A 16,058-nucleotide genomic window follows, 5' to 3' on the forward strand; every position below is an offset into this window, starting at 1 on the left:
GCGCTGCCAAAGCTGACAACGGCCCACCGTAGAAGAGGAGGTTGAACGAGTCTCTCTCTTCTGGCGGGTATCTGTTTGAACGGACAGGCTACCCGCAGCTATGCAAACGTTGGATTCCGAACACCCCTCGATTGCCTCATCTTTTTAGCGGCAGAATTTAGCCAAGCTTTAGGAAAATTGTTGCCGTTAGCGGCAAGCCTTCTCCGGTGAGGGGTAACATACTCAATCGCCCCACCCTCTATGGGGGAGCCTTCCAGCCATGCCCATAGATGAGCCTGAGGAAATATAATTTTGGCATGATGTATGCAGATATTGGGAGGAGTGACGCCAATTTGGCGACACAATAAAAAATGGCCGGAGAACCGGCCTAAAAATGAGCATATGCTCAGGAGAATATGACCAAGCGTGACAGAACTGAACAGCTGGACAACACTTGGCATTACTAGTAGAGAATTATATCTCTCCCGATAGAACAGAGTGCGAACCCGAACACCCCTTTGTTCCATCTCTTGACCAGGGCGGCCTGAACAACCGCCCTGTTTTCTTTTGTTAGCCTTGCAGCAGTTGCAGTGCTGACTGAGGTCTCTGGTTGGCCTGTGACAGGATACTGGAAGCTGCCTGCTGCAGGATATTCTGCTTAGTCATATTGGCAGTTTCGATCGCGAAGTCAGCATCACGGATACGTGAACGAGCTGCACTGACGTTTTCCGAAATATTAGCCTGGTTGCGAATGGTTGAGTCCATACGGTTTTGTACTGCACCGAGCTCGGCTCGCTTACCATCTACTATTGCGAGCATGGCGTCTGTGGCAGCAAGCACGTTTTGTGCATTACTCTGACTGCTGATACTGATCCCGCCAGCGCTACCACCGACAAAGATGGCTGACAGCAGCACGGTTGCACCAGTAGCTGTAGTGATTGATGTATTCGCGGCGGCTGCGATCCCCGAGATACTAAAGCCATCTGCTTGCGACAGGCTAAAGCTGATGGTCTGGTTGGCATCGGCACCGACCTGGAAAGTTCCGCCGAAAGAGCCATCCAGCAGTTTGGTACCGGCAAAGGTGGTCGAGGTCGAGATACGGTTGATCTCTGCCCCCAGCTGATCCACCTCTTTCTGCAAGGCATCACGATCCTTGGCAGAGTTGGAGCCGTTGGCTGATTGCTGGGACAGGGTACGCATGCGCTGCAGCATACCGGTCACTTCATCCATTGCCCCTTCGGCAGTTTGTGCCAAGGAGATGCCATCGTTGGCGTTGCGGTTACCTTGATCCAGACCATTGATCTGGGAGGTCAGGCGGTTGGAGATTTGCAGACCCGCCGCATCATCTTTTGCGCTGTTGATGCGCAGGCCGGAAGCCAGACGAGTATAGGAAGTATCCAGTGATTTGGTCGCATTCATCATGTTACGCTGAGCGTTGAGTGATGAAACGTTAGTGTTGATAAAAAGGCCCATGACTATTCTCCTAAGCTATTAAATTTACTCTTCTATTTGCTCGAGCTTTATTATGTTTCGTGCCCGATGCGTCTTATTTAACGGCTCGTTTTTCGATGTCTTTAGCATTTTTTTCAACGCTTCATCGCATTAACGCCGCTTACCCTATTTATCGGCATGTCATCGATTAACTTAAGAAAAAAATCGCCACTTCAGTGAAGATGGGAAGGCCTGTATCAACGCACCCCTCGCCGCATCGCAAGCTGCCCATACGGCACCGACGCTTCCAGGAAGAGGAAAAAAATCGGGGCAGACTCGCAATTTTGTCGACGGCATCTTGGCGGTTGACGCCGCCAGCCCCTAAAATCGCCGCCCCATCAACAATTTGACGTGAGTTGTTTCCATGCAGACAGTGGTTGAGCAGCTTGTTTACATCAGCGACATGTTTGGTACTGCGGTATTCGCGTTTTCAGGGGTTCTGGTGGCGGGCCGGCTCAGGATGGACGGATTTGGCGTCATGGTTTTGGCGGCGGTCACCGCCATCGGTGGCGGTACCATTCGCGATATGATCCTGGGGGCTACCCCCGTGTTTTGGGTTCGTGACCCTCTCTACATCTGGGTGGTCATTGCAACGGCACTCATTGGTATGTGGATGGTCAAACTGCCGCGCCGCATGCCCTGGTATGTCTTGCCGGTGGCGGATGCCTTTGGGCTCGCCCTCTTTACGGTGATCGGCGCCCAGAAAGCCCTCAACTTTGGTACTTCGGGGCTAATCGCCGTGCTGATGGGCACCATGACCGGAGTAGCTGGCGGCATGATCCGCGATGTGCTGGCCCGGGAAGTGCCCATGGTGCTGCAAAAAGAGATCTATGCCACCGCCTGTATCCTCGGCGGCATTCTCTACACGCTGGCACTGGAGGCCGATATGGATCGGGTCACCGCCATGCTTATCTGCATGAGCGCCGTATTTGGCCTGCGGGTTGCCGCCATCTATTGGCATCTCTCCCTGCCCACCTTCTCGCTACAGCGCAGCAATTGAGGGAAGCCCCGCACAGTGTGCGGGGCTTCGCGTTGAACCAAACCCGCTTTTCTGTTGTCATACAACACAGTTGTTGTTAGCTGGGACTTCTCATGCAAAAGATCGGAATGTTCGCCACGCTCTTTCTCACCAGCGTGACGGCACTTCATGCCGAGGCACAAGCGGTGTTTGGTCGATTGGCCTCGGCGCCAGTACAGCAGTTTAATCAGGTAATACGTCAGGCCAGCAACGAGCAGCAAGGCTGGGTCAATGATTATCGGGAAGTGGCACTGCGCTTTGTCGGCCATGGCGACATGGCCAGTCGTATCCACGCCCAGCAGCTGGATAACGATCTGGTTCTCTCTGTCGCACTGGATGGCGCCCACAGTGACATGCTCTATATCCTGACCCTCTATCGCAGCAACAATCTCTGGCAGATGCGAGAAGCCGAGATGGGCTGGCGCTGTCAGGGACAAGATTCTTTCACCCCGGTCCCCTGCCCCTGACAGGCATGACAAAGCAGGTGAAATAAAAAATCCGGCACACTGGCCGGATTTTTTATGGGAGATTGAGCGTCAAATTACGGACGGTAAACTTTGACGTTGGCAAAGCCCTTCTCTTTCAGGTAAAGCGCCTGCAGCTTGCTCATCACGCCGCGATCGCAGTAGAGCAGGTAGGTCTTCTCCTTGGGCAGATCGCCAAAGGCGGTAGCCAGCTTGAAGAAGGGGATATGCATGACCTCACGCCCTTCCACCAGCAACGGCTTCTCGTCGTGCTCGTCCATGGAGCGGATATCGAGGATCACCTCGTTGTCACCGCTCTCGGCGGTAGTCTCCACTTCCTGCACCTCGGCGGCGGTCTCTTCACCAATGCGACGAATGTCGAGGTAACGGGCCTCGGCCACCACCTTGTCCAGAATGGCGAAGTCGAAGTTGCCCTCTTCCTCTTCAATGCGCGCCAGATCTGCCTTCACGGTCGGTTTCTTGGAGATGACCCCACAGTACTCCGGCATGGTCTCGGCAAACTCCAGGGTGCCGATACGGCGGGCTTCACTGATGATGTCCGGCTTGTCCCAGGTGATAAGCGGGCGCAGGATCACCTTATCGGTCACCCGATCGATGACGTTCAGGTTGGTGAGGGTCTGGCTGGATACCTGGCCCACACACTCGCCGGTCACCAGCGCCGGGATCTGGAACTCGTCAGCCACTTTGGCAGCCGCACGCATCATCATCCGCTTGAGCACCACCCCCATCTGACCGTTATCGATCTTCTCGAGGATCTCGGCGACCACCGGCTCGAAGTCGACCGCAGTGAAACGCACTCGATGGGATGAACCGAAACGGTTCCACAGGTGATAGGCTACCTGCTTGACGCCGATTTCGTGAGCAGCGCCGCCCAGATTGAAGAAGCAGTAGTGCACCCGGCAGCCACGCTTGATGAACTGGAAGGAGGCCACACCGGAGTCAAAACCGCCGGAGATGAGGCTCAGCACATCTTCCTGAGTGGCGATGGGCATGCCGCTCAGCCCCTGATGGATGGCGCTGACGATGAAGAGCTCTTCGCCATCGATCTCGAGGTTGATCTTCACATCCGGATTCTTGAGGCGCACGCCGTTGCTTTCACAGTGCTGGTTCAAACCACCGCCCACGTAGCGCTCAATCTCAAGAGAGGAGAACTCGTGCTTGCCGTGGCGCTTGGCGCGCACACAGAAGGTTTTGCCCTTGAGCTGGTCGCCCCACACGGCTTTCACCTGCTCGAAGATGTCGTGCAGATCGGTGAACTTGCTGGCCTGAACCTCGAGGAAGGCCTGAATGCCCGGAATACAGGCCAAAGCTTCGATAGCCTGCTCGCGGAACTGGTCATTGCGGGAGCTCACAATCAGCTTGTCCCAATCCATCCGTACGCGGGCATCGTCGTCGAAGCGGCGCAGGACGTTGCGGATATTGCCCTGCAGGATCTTGATAAAGCGCTGGCGAACCGACTTGCTCTTGATGGTGATTTCCGGGAACAGCTTGATAATGAACTTCATGGTAATGACTCGGGTGACCTTGATTTAAGGGCGCGAATTATATCAGAACTTTGTGGCCAGCGCCTACTGGATGAGCGTTTGCTCACATTCCCCCACGCAGTGTTTGCCGTGCAGCGCCAATCTTGCGTATATTCCCGACCCTGCACCCCGGCACCACTTCTGGCGACAGACCGATACGATGAAGACCTATATCTACTACCCCGGTATGGAGGTACGTGACGAGCTCTGGCTCAAGTTTGCCCTGCTCTATCTGGAGCGGCTCGCCTTTGTCTTCACCGTCAGCGAAAAGAGCGGTCTCACCGCACTGCAGCAAACCCTCGAGCAGGAGACCGATCTGCTGACCGAGCGACCCGATGCCGCCTTCTTTGCCGCCATCACTCCGCAACTCGAAAGCCAGTTAAGCGGTTTGCTTGCTCCCGATTTTGTCCGTCACAAGGTGTTTGGCAACAAGGAGCTGGTCACCCGCTGGCGTCAGGGGGCCAACCACGACTGCTTCTGCCCGGATCAGGCGGGGCTGGAGCGGCTGCACGGCTTTTGCCTCAACCATGGTTTTGCCAGTCGGGATCAGGGGGGGATCAGAATGGCACGGCGCTTTGCCAATCTGCTCTCCATGCGTCTCGCCCGTGAGTGGGCACTCGCCAATGACGGGGCGCTCATTACCGATCACGACTATCTGGACCGCCTGCTCCATCTGCTCGAATCCCGCTACCACAATCGCGGCGGTCAGGATTGCTTCCACCTCGAGATCCCGTTGCAAGTACCCACTCACCTCGGCGAGATCTCTTTCGCCGAGCTTATCGCCCTGCGTGGGCGCAGCGGCTTTCGCCAGCAGTTGGCCGAATTTCATCTGGCCCTCGACAACCTGCTCACCATGCTGGGGAGCGGCTATGCCGACCCGGCGGCCCTGACCCGCTTCGAGCAGGCCCGGCAAGGGCTCAATCAACTGCTCGGCCCCGAGACCATCAGCATGCCACTTACCACCCTGGTCAGCACCAGCCTACCCGCCGTGGCAATGCTCCATCAGTTAAAGGCGAGCCATCCCGAAAGCGACCTCATCTTCCATCCCATCAAGAAGAGCCACTTTCACCAACGCAAGAGCCAGCACTTCTTCACCCGGCTCGGTCACCTGCGCCAACCGGGCTGAACCGGCGGAATGAAAAAGGGGTTGGCGCCTGCCAACCCCTTTCGCTTTCTTCGGCCTACCAATCATCACCCCGGTGATTGGCCCGCTCTTGTGCGTCACGGCGTGCTTCCATCGCCCTGTCACGGCGGATATTGGCAGGGGTACAGGCAAACTTCTTCTCGACACAGCGATACCAGCCATCGTTGGCCGAGCCAAAGGGAGCGCCATATTGTGGCTGCTGCGAGCGGCCAAATTCGCCGCGCTCCTGCATCGTTGCACAACCTGAGCCCACCAATACCAGCAGGGACAACAGAATGCGAAGGGACATTTCATACTCCTCAGGATTTGAACGAACCCTGAATTATGCCCACACCTGCCGTAACGCTCAATAATTCATGCATTTCAAATGGTTAATTACATACTGCTTAATGATCGCAGGCAAAATACTCACAGTGAAGTCAACGGATAACGCTACCCGCCTCATCACCATCGGGATGCACCATGCGAAACTCGATGCGATCGCTGTTGCCCGCCTCATCCACCACCACCAGCTGATAACGACCCGCCACACTCAGCACCTGATCGCCGTCCCAGCGCAGCCGCTGGCCGTTGAGAAACCAGGCCGGCTTGCCGACACCGCCGAGCACCTTGGGCTGCAGCCGATAGCGCTGGCTGCGGATAAGGTTGCCCTCCCCCAGCGCCACGATGCGAATGGGAGCCTGCAGCTCGGCGCTCTGCCCCTCCCCTGCACAACCGCTGGCCAGCAGCGCCTGCCGTCGCTCGCCGGGGGACCGCCACGGCTCCAGCGACAATGGCCAGAGGGCCCGAAAGCCGGATTGCGCCGCATCGGGGCAGCGGGCCAAGGTCGGCTTGCCCGCGGCGGTCAGTGCGACCTGGCGCAGCGGCGAGGGCCAGTCCATGGGATCCGGCAAGGTTGGAGGATCGCGCTCTTCCAGCAACCAGGCGCTCTGACGCTGCAAGCAGGCCTCAGGCAGGGTCGAGCTCATTTTGCGCCCCAGCGGCCAGCAGATCTCGGCTTCGCTCACCGTATTGGGCTGTGCCGGCAGGGGGCTGTTGTCAGCCAGCCGCGAGTAGACAGAGAGCAGCAGCGGCACCGCCGCGCTCTGGCCGTAAAAACCGGGCAAGGGGGTACCGTCGGGGCGCCCAAGCCAGACGCCGATGGTCCAGCGACCGGAGACCCCCATCGCCCAGCTGTCGCGATAGCCGTAGCTGGTACCGGTCTTCCAGGCCAGTCGATTGACCCGGCCGGTCGCCTCGCTGGCAAAAGGCTGATCAGCCCGTCCCTGCGCGCTCAATATTTGCCAGATGATCCAGGCAGCCCCCGGGCTCAGCAGGGGGCGTGACACCGCCTGCTGCCCCGCCAGCCAGACCGGCATCGCCACCTGCCCCTGCCGGGTCAGCGCACTGTAGAGCGCCACCAGCTGCTCGAGTCGAATGCCCGCCGCCCCCAGCGCGATGGCCGGATTGGGTTTGTCGGAGAGCGCCAGCCGCACTCCGGCGTTGTCGAGGCGACTGACCAGTTTGTCAGGCCCCAGTGCCTCCAGCACCTGCACCGCCGGCACGTTGAGGGATTGCTGCAGCGCCTGTGCAAGGGTCACCGGCCCCTGAAAGGCGCCGGAGAAATTGGCGGGGCGATAGTCCGAGCCCAGTCTCGGTGCATCGGAGAGCAGGGAGGCCGAGTGCACCAACCCTTCATCCATCGCCAGACCGTAGATGAAGGGCTTGAGGGTGGAGCCGGGAGAGCGGATCGCCTGCACCATGTCCAGATAACCGTGGCGGCGCAAATTGCCATACTCGGCGCTGCCCACATAGGCGCGCACCGCCATGGTTTTGTTGTCTACCAAGAGCAACGCCGCTGAGGTCTGCTCGGGGAAGCGGCGAATGTAGCTCGCCACCCGTCCCTCCAGCCAGCGCTGTAGATCGCCGTCGATGGTGGTGTGCACCAGCGCCCCGGTCTGATTGTCAGCGGCGAGACGGGCAAACAGCGGCGCCTCCATCGGCGTGAAGTGACCGCGGGCCAGCACCGGCTCGATACGTCCCTCCAGCCACACCTGTTCGAGCCAGACACCCTGAGCCACCAGCCGCTGCATTACCTTGTCACGGGCGGCGCGGGCCCGCTCGGGATGCCGGTCCGGCCGGTTGCGGCTGGGAGCCTGCGGCAGCACCGCCAACAGCGCTGCCTCGGCATAAGTCAGCTTGGCCGCGCTCTTGCCGAGATAAGCAAAACTTGCCGCCTGCACCCCCTCCAGATTGCCGCCAAACGGCGCCCGGTTGAGGTAGACGGTGAGCAGGGTGCGCTTGTCGTAGTGCCACTCCAGCTGCAGCGCACGGGCCATCTGGCGCAGCTTGCCGGGCACGCTCCGGTGGTAGGGCTCGATAAGACGCGCCACCTGCATGGTAAGGGTCGAGCCGCCCGACACGGCCCGCCCGTAGCGCAGCCACTGCCAGACCCCGCGCACCATGGCCACCGGATTGACCCCGGGATGACGCCAGAAGTAGCGATCCTCGTAGCCGAGCAGAGCCTCGATATAGCGGGGGGAGACCTGCTCCAGGGTCACGGGGTAACGCCACACGCCGCTGGTATCGGCAAAGGCGCGCAGCGGTCGCCCCTTCATGTCGAGCACCACCCGTGCGTAGGCAGGGTCGAGTGGCGGCGGCGGGAAAATCCGATCCAACGCCAGCAATGACAGCAGCAGTGCGACAACCCCCAGCACCGAAAAGCGCAGCCAGCGCGGCAGACCGCCAAGCCAGCGCCAGCCGGCGTGGCCACTGCGAACTAATTTCAGCCAGCCACGCTGCCAGAAAGTGAGCGGGCGAACCCGCTCAAGGGAGGGAATGTTACTCAGAGATGATCACCTCATGGATATCCTCACCCACAGCCCGCAGCTCGGGGCGATACATATCCTCCACCTGGGTCGGCGGCACCTGATAGCGACCCGGCGTCACCGCCCGCATCAGGTAGACCAGTTGCTGGTTGCTCCCCTCGCTCAGATCCAGCGCCGCCGTGTAGCGGTCATCGCGAAACTCCTGATGCTTGAGATAGTCGTTCCACTCGCTCTGCCACGCCGGTTTCCCCTCAATGGAGAGCTCTTCCAGCTTGATGCTGTTGCCAAGGGCCGGGTTCTCCAGCTCGAAGCCGGCGGGCACCATCTCCACCAGCAGGGCATCGGGCACCGCCGACTCGCTGCTGACGTTGAGCCGCACCACCACCAGCTCGCCCACCTTCACCTTGGCGGGATCAAACGGCTGACCGTCGCTATTGAACCAGCTGCGGGTCACGCTCATCCCCTTGCTGATCCGTGCCGGTGCCTGTTCTGGGTAACCGACCAGGGTGCGCTGCACATAGAGCGAGCCCTTGCCCTCGTTGGTGACGGTGCTCGCGGCCAGTGCCTCTGGGGCGCCCTGCTGCAGTGGAGCCGAACCGCTCAGGGATCCACTGCCAAGAGAGGAAGTCACCCTGGCCTGCCAGTCGGCGGCCGGATCGAAGCGGGCGAGTCGCAGCAGGGCGAGCCGCTCCTGAGTGCTTAGCCACTGACGATGAGCCAGGGTATCGGCCACCTTGGCGCCGAGGGCTGGCCAGCGCTCCGCAGCCAGCTTGTGCTGGCGCAGCAAGGAGAGCTCAAGGGCTTCATCGCGCAGCGGCGAGCCGTAATCACCCAGATAGTCATCACCGCGCTCGGTCGCCAATGCCCGACTGAGGGCCTTGGCGGCGTTCTGCTCATCCCCCATGGCCGAGAGGGCCAGCGAGAGGTGCAAGAGTGGCAAACCGGAGCGAGCGTGATCAGCCTGCTGCTCCAAGATAAGGCGCAGGGTAGCGAGCGGCGCCTTACCCACCCGGGCCAACACATAGGCACTGTAGGCCTGATAGGCCAGCCGGCTGTGCTCGGGGGCACTGCTCCAGCGCTCGCCATACTGGCTGTCGGTGAGATAGCTCTGCAGCCGGTTCAGCGCCTGATTGAGCATCGCCTCCGGCACGGCGTCGCCCGCCTCCTTGCGCGCCAGCAGGTAGTCGGCGGCATAAGCGGTGAGCCATTGCTCCTCGTCGGAGCGACCATCCCACAGGCCAAAACCGCCGCTTGGCAGTTGCAACCGCTGCAGCCGTTGCAGCAGGGCGCGTTGCACATCCGCCTCGCTCGCCGCTTTCTTGCCCTCTGCGGGTTTGCTCCAGGCGGCCCGCTCATCGGCCGTGGTCAGCAAGTAAGGCCAGGCACGGGACAGGGTCTGCTCCAGACAGGCGTAGGGGTAGTCAGCCAGCGCCTGCCACTGGGCTGCCGGATCCCAGGGCGGAGTACCGGAAAGGCTGAGCAGCCCCTGCAGATTGGCGCGATCCAGCCCGGCCAGCTCACTTTGCGCAAAGCTCATCTGCTGGCCGGGGGCCAGCATCTGGTAGCGCTGGCGAGTCTCGGCAGGCCAGGGGGAGCGCAGCGGCAGAGTCCAGTCGCGGCTTATCGCAAAATCCTTGCCGCTGGCAGCCAACTGCAGGCTTGCCACGCCGCTCGCTCCGGTCACGGTGAGCGGCAGGGTCAGCCACTGCTCCTCGCCATTTTTAAGGGAAAGGGTGCCGGGCAGCTCACCGTTTGCTTTCAGCCCGCCATTGAGGGTCCAGGCAAGGGAGAGGGTCTGATCCTCGCCGCTCATGTTGCGCAGCTGCACCAGCGCCCGGGTCTCATCCCCTCTCGCGCCAAAGCGCGGCCAGCCGATCTCGGCCACCAAGGGTGCCACCACCTTGACGGCGCGCTCGGCCTCACCGACTTGCTGTTCGTTCCAGGCCAGCGCCATCAGCGCCAACTCGCCGTTGAAGTTGGGCAAATCGAGCGGGATCACCGCCTTGCCGCTCTCGTCAAAACTCACCTCGCCGCTCCACAGTGCGGCGATCTCGACCCGACTCTCCAGCGCGCCACCCTTTTTCAGCGGCGCCCGATCGCCCCCATAGTTGAGGCGGGCCAGCTTGCCATCCTGCGGCGGGATAACCTGGCCGTAGTTGTCGAACAAATCTTGGGCGAAACGCTTGCGGCCAAAGAAGATCTCGAACGGGTCGAGAGGCTGGTAGTCGCTGATATTGAGCACGCCCCGATCCACCGCCGCCAGCACCACCCGTCCCTGACTGTTGGGGGTGGAGGTGGCGGTCACTTCCAGTCGAGTGAGCGGCACCGCTTTATCAGGCGCGCTCAGGGTGAGCGGCAGACGGCGCGCTTCCCGGTCCAGGGTGAGCGGCACCAGCCCGACCGAGCGCAGGCTCTGCCCCTGCTGGCCGCTGACCGGTTTGGAGGCGCTGTCTGGCGCGGCGATCTGGGCCGAGATATGCAAGTCATGGCGCTGCCACTCGGGGCTGACCGGGATCTCGAACTCGCCGCGGGCATCCTTGGCATCGCCGCCGGCTCCCTTGAGCTCGATGCGCTGCCACCAGCGCAGGCCATCGCCATCCTCCACCAGCAGCAAGCCCTTGCCGGGGCGCGGGGCAACCAAAGTCACTTTGGCCTTGTCACCCGCCTGATAGGCGCGCTTGTCGAGGGTGATGGCAATCTTGTCGGGCCGTGCCTGCTCGCCACCGCCGCCCCAGGCGTAACTGCCGATCTCCACCCGCAGGCTCGATTGATGGCCCTGACTGTTCTCCACCTCCAATCGATACCAGCCCGCCGTCAGTTGCAGCGTGAGCGAGGTCGGCCCCTTGCCATCCAGCTGCAGGGTTTGCTCCTGCTCCAGATAGGGCTGGCTGTTGAACTCGTACTTCCACCCCTCGCCATCGGCGTAGTGCCAGTAGTAGTCGCGGTACTCGTTGATAAGGCGCACCTTCACCGCCCCCGCCACCGGCTGGCCTTGCTCATCGAGGTTGAGGATCTGGAAGGGGAGCGGCTTGCCCCCCTCTACCCGATCCGCCACGAAGTCGGCCTTGAGGGCCGGCCACTGGCTGCCTGCAGGCCAGCCATACTGGGTGCGGCTGCGATTGACAGCGCGGCCACCGGGCTCGGCGAGCGACACCCGATAGGCCACCTCCAGCGGCCCGAGACCGCGTACCCCATCGAGCTCATCAGCTAACGAAAAAGTCCCCTGCCCCTGCGTATCGAGGGTGAGATTCAGCGGCTCGAGATCCTTGGCCTGCTCGGCAAGCAGCACGTCACCCAGAGTGAACTCCTGCCACTGGGTAAAAGGCATGGTGGCACGGCTGATTTTCACCTCCGCCTTGGCCTTAGTGGCACTGGCCGGCGCACCGTAGAGATAATCCCCCTGCAGTGGCAGGCTGAGGGCGGCGTCCAGACTCGTCACTTCCCCATCCGGCCCCTTGCCAAGCTGCAGTTTCAACCGTTCCGGCAAAAACTCCTCCACCAGAAAAGGCCACTCGAAGCGGCTGCTGGCGGCGGTCTTGAGGTTGATGGTCCAGCGCCCGAGCGGCGCATCGTCCGGCAGACGCAGGCCGTAGTGGGCGGCGCCAAGGCTATCGGGTAGCAGCCGTTTCTGTTCGAGCAATTGACCGTCCGGCTGCTTCACCTCCAGCTCCACCGCCATGCCTGGCAGCAGCTGGCCATCCTGCCCCTTGAGCAAAATCTCACTGTCGAGCCGCTCGCCGGGGCGATAGAGATCGCGTCCACTGAACAGATACAACTGCTGGGCCTGCCAGGGCTGGGTGCCGAGATCGAAGGTGGAGAGATCGAGCGCCGCCCCATCGAGGCGCAGCACCGCCAGATGGTTGCCCTGTTCGGCCAGCAGCAAGCGGGCCCCCTGCACCTGATCGAAGCGGCGATGGCCCTGCGGATCGGTATTTTGCACCTGCAACCGGTTGCCCTTCTCGTCAAGCAGGGAGAGTTGCACATCCTTGAGCGGATCGGCGCTGGCCAGGGAGCTCACGAACACCTCCAGCTGATCGCGGTAGCGGCGGGCACTGAGCCCCATGTCGCTCACCGCAAAATAGGTGGTCTCCTTGCGCCAGTCGTAGTTGCCAAGGGGCGACATCACTGCAAAGTAGACACCAGCCTCCGCCAGCTGCGGCTCCTTCACATTGATGAGGCGGGTCTCGCGCCGGTTGGCATCAAGCTCCAGCGCATAGCGGCCGCTGAACACCCGCTTGGCCCGCTTGGTGATCTGCTCGAGCTCCCAGTTGCCCATGCCGGCACCGGGGCGATATTCGGCCAGGAAACGGGGCAGGTATTCGGCATCGACCCGAAAGAAGTCGATATTGACCTCATCCACATTGACCGCGCTGATGGGCAGGCGCAGCTCGTCGCGCAGCGGCAATACCATGCCACTGGCGGTAAAAGAGGCTCCCGCCTCCAGCGGCCGGGTCTTGAGGATCCAGCTCCGGGGGGATGGGCCCAGCCCCGCCTTGAGACTCACCTCATAGCTCTTGTCGGGCTGCACGTTCGGGAAATAGAGGGTGCGACCATCGTCGGCGAGGATCCACTCCCCCTGCACCTGCTTGCCCCCTTCACTGACCCCAAGCCAGCTCTGCCAATTGGCCTTGGGCGCCAAGGGGCCGGAGAAGACCAGCGCCAGCGCCGGGGCATCCCGATATTGGCGGGCATTGGCCTGCACCACTGCGCTTGGTGCGCCCGTTTCCTGCTGCGCGGCAGGCTTTGTAGTCGGCCCATTGGCGACAGGCTTGTCGGGGCCGCAACCGGCCAGCAGCAAACCGGCCAACCCGGATAGCAGCAGGGCCGACCAGCGGCGACGATTCAGAGGGAGTGCTCCTTGGACAGAGCGACGGGAAACCGGGCGAGCGTGAAAGAGGCGCATAGATTCCATCCTGGCTGGGATCCGCTGCAACAGCAGCGAGGCAGCAAACAGGATAAAGCATCGAGCGCCCCTGACACAAAGAGGATTCTCGCGACATCAGGCAGAAGCAACCTTGCTGCGACAACGGCCGCCCTTTAGAGCGGCCGAACACCCAGCAGACCGAAATCAGCGGAGTGGGGATTGCTCTCTTTTGGCGCCGCCCTTGAACCAGCGAAAGAGAATGGCCGTGACGGCGATAAGGAAGAGCACCAGAGAGGTGATAAGCAACATGCGGGTCAGCAGTTCGCTGTGTGCCACAAAGAAAGGCACCGTCATCGCCAGCTTGCCCACCAGACTCAGACAAAGTGACCAGAGCACGGCACTGGCAAAGCTCGCCACGCACATGCGCAGCACGCTCAGGCGACCTATCCCCATCAGCATGGGGGTCAGCACCCGGACGAACGGAATAAAGCGGGAGGCAAACATGGCCAGAAAACCATACCGGTTCAGCAGCCGGGTCGCTTTGGGCAAACTGTCTGGCGGCAACATCCGCTCGATATGCTCCATAAAGCGGGTGCGCTGCAGCGCCCTGCCCTGCAGATAGGCCAGCACGGAGCCAAGCCCCGCCGCCAGCGGCAGATAGATGAGCGTCACTTCCGTCCCCAGAACACCCATCCCCACCAGCCCACCAGCCAGCAGCACCAGACTGTCTCCCGGCAGGGGGAGAAAGACAAACGCCGACTCCAGCAACAGCACCAGCATCAGACAACAGATGAGCATGGGCACCGCCTGCATCTGGATCAGGGCATCAAAGTCCTGATGCCAAATGGCCATCAACATATCCAGCATCTCTTACTCCCTACCACAACGTTCACCGTGAACGAGGCAGGGGTTATAGCACTCCCCCCATGAACAAAACGTTAATTTTGTCTCGCAGAGAGAAAAAAATGAGGCGAAAAGGTGCCGTGTGGCAAAAAGAAAAAGCCCCTCATCTTGCGCGCACAAGAGAGAGGGGCAAACAGGCACAGAAAGGGGTTACTCGGCAGTAGCCATCTGCCAGGTTTTAAAGCCGCCGGAGAGGTTCTTCACCTTGAAGCCGTGCTGGCTCAGCAGGCGGCAGGCGACGTGACCACGCAGCCCGACCTGACAGCTGATCAGCAGCTCCTTCTCCTTGGGCAGCTCATGGAGGCGACCACGCAGCTCGTCGAGCGGGATATGCATGGCACCCGGAATGCTGCCCAGCTTGTCAAGCTCGGGGCCGTTGCGCACATCCACCACCTGCTGGTGAGGATTGTGAGCCTGCACCTCGGCCACGTGGCAGAGCAGGGTATCCCCCTTCAGGTGGTTGCTCGCCACAAACCCGGCCATGTTGATCACATCCTTGGCCGAGCCAAAGGGCGGCGCATAGGTGAGCTCCAGATCCTGCAGGTCAAACACGGTCAGGCCAGCACGCTGGGCTACCGCCAGCACGTCGATACGCTTGTCGATGCCATCCTTGCCCACTGCCTGGGCGCCGTAAATCTTGCCATCGGGGGCAAACAGCAGCTTGAGGCTGACCGGATGGGCACCCGGGTAGTAACCGGCGTGGCTGCCCGGATGGACATAGACCTTCTCGAACGGCAATCCCAACTGCACCAGTCGCTTCTCGTTGAGGCCGGTGCTGGCCACCGCCAGGTCGAACAGCTTGCAGATGGCTGTCCCTTGCGTCTTCTTGTAGGTTTCGGCTCGGCCCAGCATATTGTCGGCAGCGATGCGCCCCTGCCGGTTGGCCGGGCCAGCCAGCGGGATCAGCACTGATTCGCCGGTGACGAAGTCAATCTCCTCCACCGCATCCCCCACCGCATAGATAAAGGGATCCGAGGTGCGCATGCCGGCATCCACCTTGATACCGCCGCGCGGGCCAAGTTCCAGCCCCGCCTTGGCGGCAAGCAGGGTTTCCGGTTTGACGCCGATGGCGAGGATCAAGAGACCGGTATCAAGATGGGAGCCATCATTGAGGGTAAGGCGCAGGCCACCGCTGTTGGCGGTAGCAACGGCGGCGGTTTTCTCGGCAGGCAGATCCAGACTCTCGATGGCGGTGAGGCCGGTGCGCAGGCGCAGGTCGATCCCCTCTTCCCGGATGCGGGCATGGAGCATGTTGGCCATCTCCCTGTCCACTGGCGCCATCACCTGATCGGAGAGCTCCAGCAGAGTGACATCCAGCTTGCGCTGATGCAGCGCCTCCATCATCTCCAGCCCGATAAAACCGCCGCCCACCACGGTGACGTGACGCGGTTGATCGTGGTGAAGAGAGGCCAGAATCCGGTCCATGTCGGGGATATTGCGCAGGGTATGCACCCGGGGGCTATCGATACCGGGGAAAGGCGGCCGGATCGGCGCAGCGCCCGGGCTCAGCAGCAGCACGTCATAAGGTTCGCGCTGCTCTTCACCGGTTTGCAGGTTGCGCACCAGCAATGTCTTGCCTGCCCTGTCTATCTCGATCACATCGTGGAAGACTCGCACATCAACGTTGAAACGGCGCTTGAAACTCTGGGGAGTCTGCAGCAACAAGGCATCCCGATTGGGGATATCCCCCCCGATGTGATAGGGCAGACCGCAGTTGGCAAAGCTGACAAACTCGCCCCGCTCGAACATCACGATCTCCGCCTCTTCGCTCAGCCGGCGTGCTCTGGCGGCCGCCGATGCGCCCCCCGCAACCCCACCGATAATCAGGATCCGTTTCATCTGCA

The 16,058-nt window shown here is 61.3% G+C and carries 10 protein-coding genes; 3 read left to right on the forward strand and 7 right to left on the reverse strand.

Annotated elements, in window-relative coordinates; translation table 11 throughout:
• Positions 1-549: 549 nt before the first annotated feature.
• Entirely contained in the window at positions 550-1,452 is a 903-nt protein-coding gene (locus tag BS300_RS06300) for a flagellin (RefSeq protein ID WP_041209926.1), read from the reverse strand.
• Positions 1,453-1,834: 382 nt separating this feature from the next.
• Here BS300_RS06300 and BS300_RS06305 point away from each other — a divergent pair, with 382 nt between their 5' ends.
• Both BS300_RS06305 and BS300_RS06310 read left to right on the forward strand, forming a co-directional pair.
• The gene (locus BS300_RS06305; RefSeq protein WP_041209925.1) at positions 1,835-2,470 is read left to right on the forward strand and encodes a trimeric intracellular cation channel family protein; all 636 of its coding nucleotides are present in this window, start codon (positions 1,835-1,837) and stop codon (positions 2,468-2,470) included.
• A gap of 92 nt (positions 2,471-2,562) precedes the next feature.
• The gene (locus BS300_RS06310) at positions 2,563-2,955 is read left to right on the forward strand and encodes a hypothetical protein (RefSeq protein ID WP_033113821.1); all 393 of its coding nucleotides are present in this window, start codon (positions 2,563-2,565) and stop codon (positions 2,953-2,955) included.
• A 74-nt stretch (positions 2,956-3,029) separates the two neighbouring features.
• Here BS300_RS06310 and thiI read toward each other — a convergent pair whose 3' ends face one another.
• Complete coding sequence (gene thiI / locus BS300_RS06315) at positions 3,030-4,478, reverse strand: tRNA uracil 4-sulfurtransferase ThiI (RefSeq protein ID WP_043851942.1); 1,449 nt, start codon at positions 4,476-4,478, stop codon at positions 3,030-3,032.
• 178 nt (positions 4,479-4,656) lie between these two features.
• Between thiI and BS300_RS06320 the strand changes: the two genes are divergently transcribed.
• Entirely contained in the window at positions 4,657-5,622 is a 966-nt protein-coding gene (locus tag BS300_RS06320; protein ID WP_071911553.1) for a hypothetical protein, read from the forward strand.
• Positions 5,623-5,677: 55 nt separating this feature from the next.
• Here BS300_RS06320 and BS300_RS06325 read toward each other — a convergent pair whose 3' ends face one another.
• The 5 genes from BS300_RS06325 to BS300_RS06345 form a co-directional block, all read right to left on the reverse strand.
• Positions 5,678-5,929, reverse strand: coding sequence for a hypothetical protein (locus tag BS300_RS06325; protein ID WP_071911556.1), 252 nt, complete (start codon positions 5,927-5,929; stop codon positions 5,678-5,680).
• 130 nt (positions 5,930-6,059) lie between these two features.
• On the reverse strand, positions 6,060-8,408 hold the full coding sequence (pbpC, locus tag BS300_RS06330) for a penicillin-binding protein 1C (RefSeq protein ID WP_239693809.1): 2,349 nt from the start codon (positions 8,406-8,408) through the stop codon (positions 6,060-6,062).
• Between the two features lie 52 nt (positions 8,409-8,460).
• Positions 8,461-13,350, reverse strand: a complete 4,890-nt coding sequence (locus BS300_RS06335) for an alpha-2-macroglobulin (protein ID WP_071911560.1) — start codon at positions 13,348-13,350, stop codon at positions 8,461-8,463.
• 165 nt (positions 13,351-13,515) lie between these two features.
• The gene (locus BS300_RS06340; protein WP_071911562.1) at positions 13,516-14,178 is read right to left on the reverse strand and encodes a DedA family protein; all 663 of its coding nucleotides are present in this window, start codon (positions 14,176-14,178) and stop codon (positions 13,516-13,518) included.
• A gap of 186 nt (positions 14,179-14,364) precedes the next feature.
• A complete protein-coding gene (locus tag BS300_RS06345) occupies positions 14,365-16,053 on the reverse strand; it encodes an FAD-dependent oxidoreductase (RefSeq protein ID WP_071911564.1) in 1,689 nt (562 codons plus the stop codon).
• Positions 16,054-16,058: the final 5 nt, after the last annotated feature.

The organism is Aeromonas sp. SCS5 (assembly GCF_001887375.1).
GTDB classification, from domain to species: Bacteria; Pseudomonadota; Gammaproteobacteria; order Enterobacterales; family Aeromonadaceae; genus Aeromonas; species Aeromonas jandaei.

Excerpts from the sequence above, each read along its gene's own strand:
- BS300_RS06345 (WP_071911564.1), bottom strand. The coding sequence starts at position 16,053 with ATGAAACGGATCCTGATTATCGGTGGGGTTGCGGGGGGCGCATCGGCG.
- BS300_RS06335 (WP_071911560.1), bottom strand. The coding sequence starts at position 13,350 with ATGCGCCTCTTTCACGCTCGCCCGGTTTCCCGTCGCTCTGTCCAAGGA.
- BS300_RS06305 (WP_041209925.1), top strand. The coding sequence starts at position 1,835 with ATGCAGACAGTGGTTGAGCAGCTTGTTTACATCAGCGACATGTTTGGT.
- BS300_RS06300 (WP_041209926.1), bottom strand. The coding sequence starts at position 1,452 with ATGGGCCTTTTTATCAACACTAACGTTTCATCACTCAACGCTCAGCGT.
- BS300_RS06340 (WP_071911562.1), bottom strand. The coding sequence starts at position 14,178 with ATGCTGGATATGTTGATGGCCATTTGGCATCAGGACTTTGATGCCCTG.
- BS300_RS06310 (WP_033113821.1), top strand. The coding sequence starts at position 2,563 with ATGCAAAAGATCGGAATGTTCGCCACGCTCTTTCTCACCAGCGTGACG.
- BS300_RS06325 (WP_071911556.1), bottom strand. The coding sequence starts at position 5,929 with ATGTCCCTTCGCATTCTGTTGTCCCTGCTGGTATTGGTGGGCTCAGGT.
- BS300_RS06320 (WP_071911553.1), top strand. The coding sequence starts at position 4,657 with ATGAAGACCTATATCTACTACCCCGGTATGGAGGTACGTGACGAGCTC.
- thiI (WP_043851942.1), bottom strand. The coding sequence starts at position 4,478 with ATGAAGTTCATTATCAAGCTGTTCCCGGAAATCACCATCAAGAGCAAG.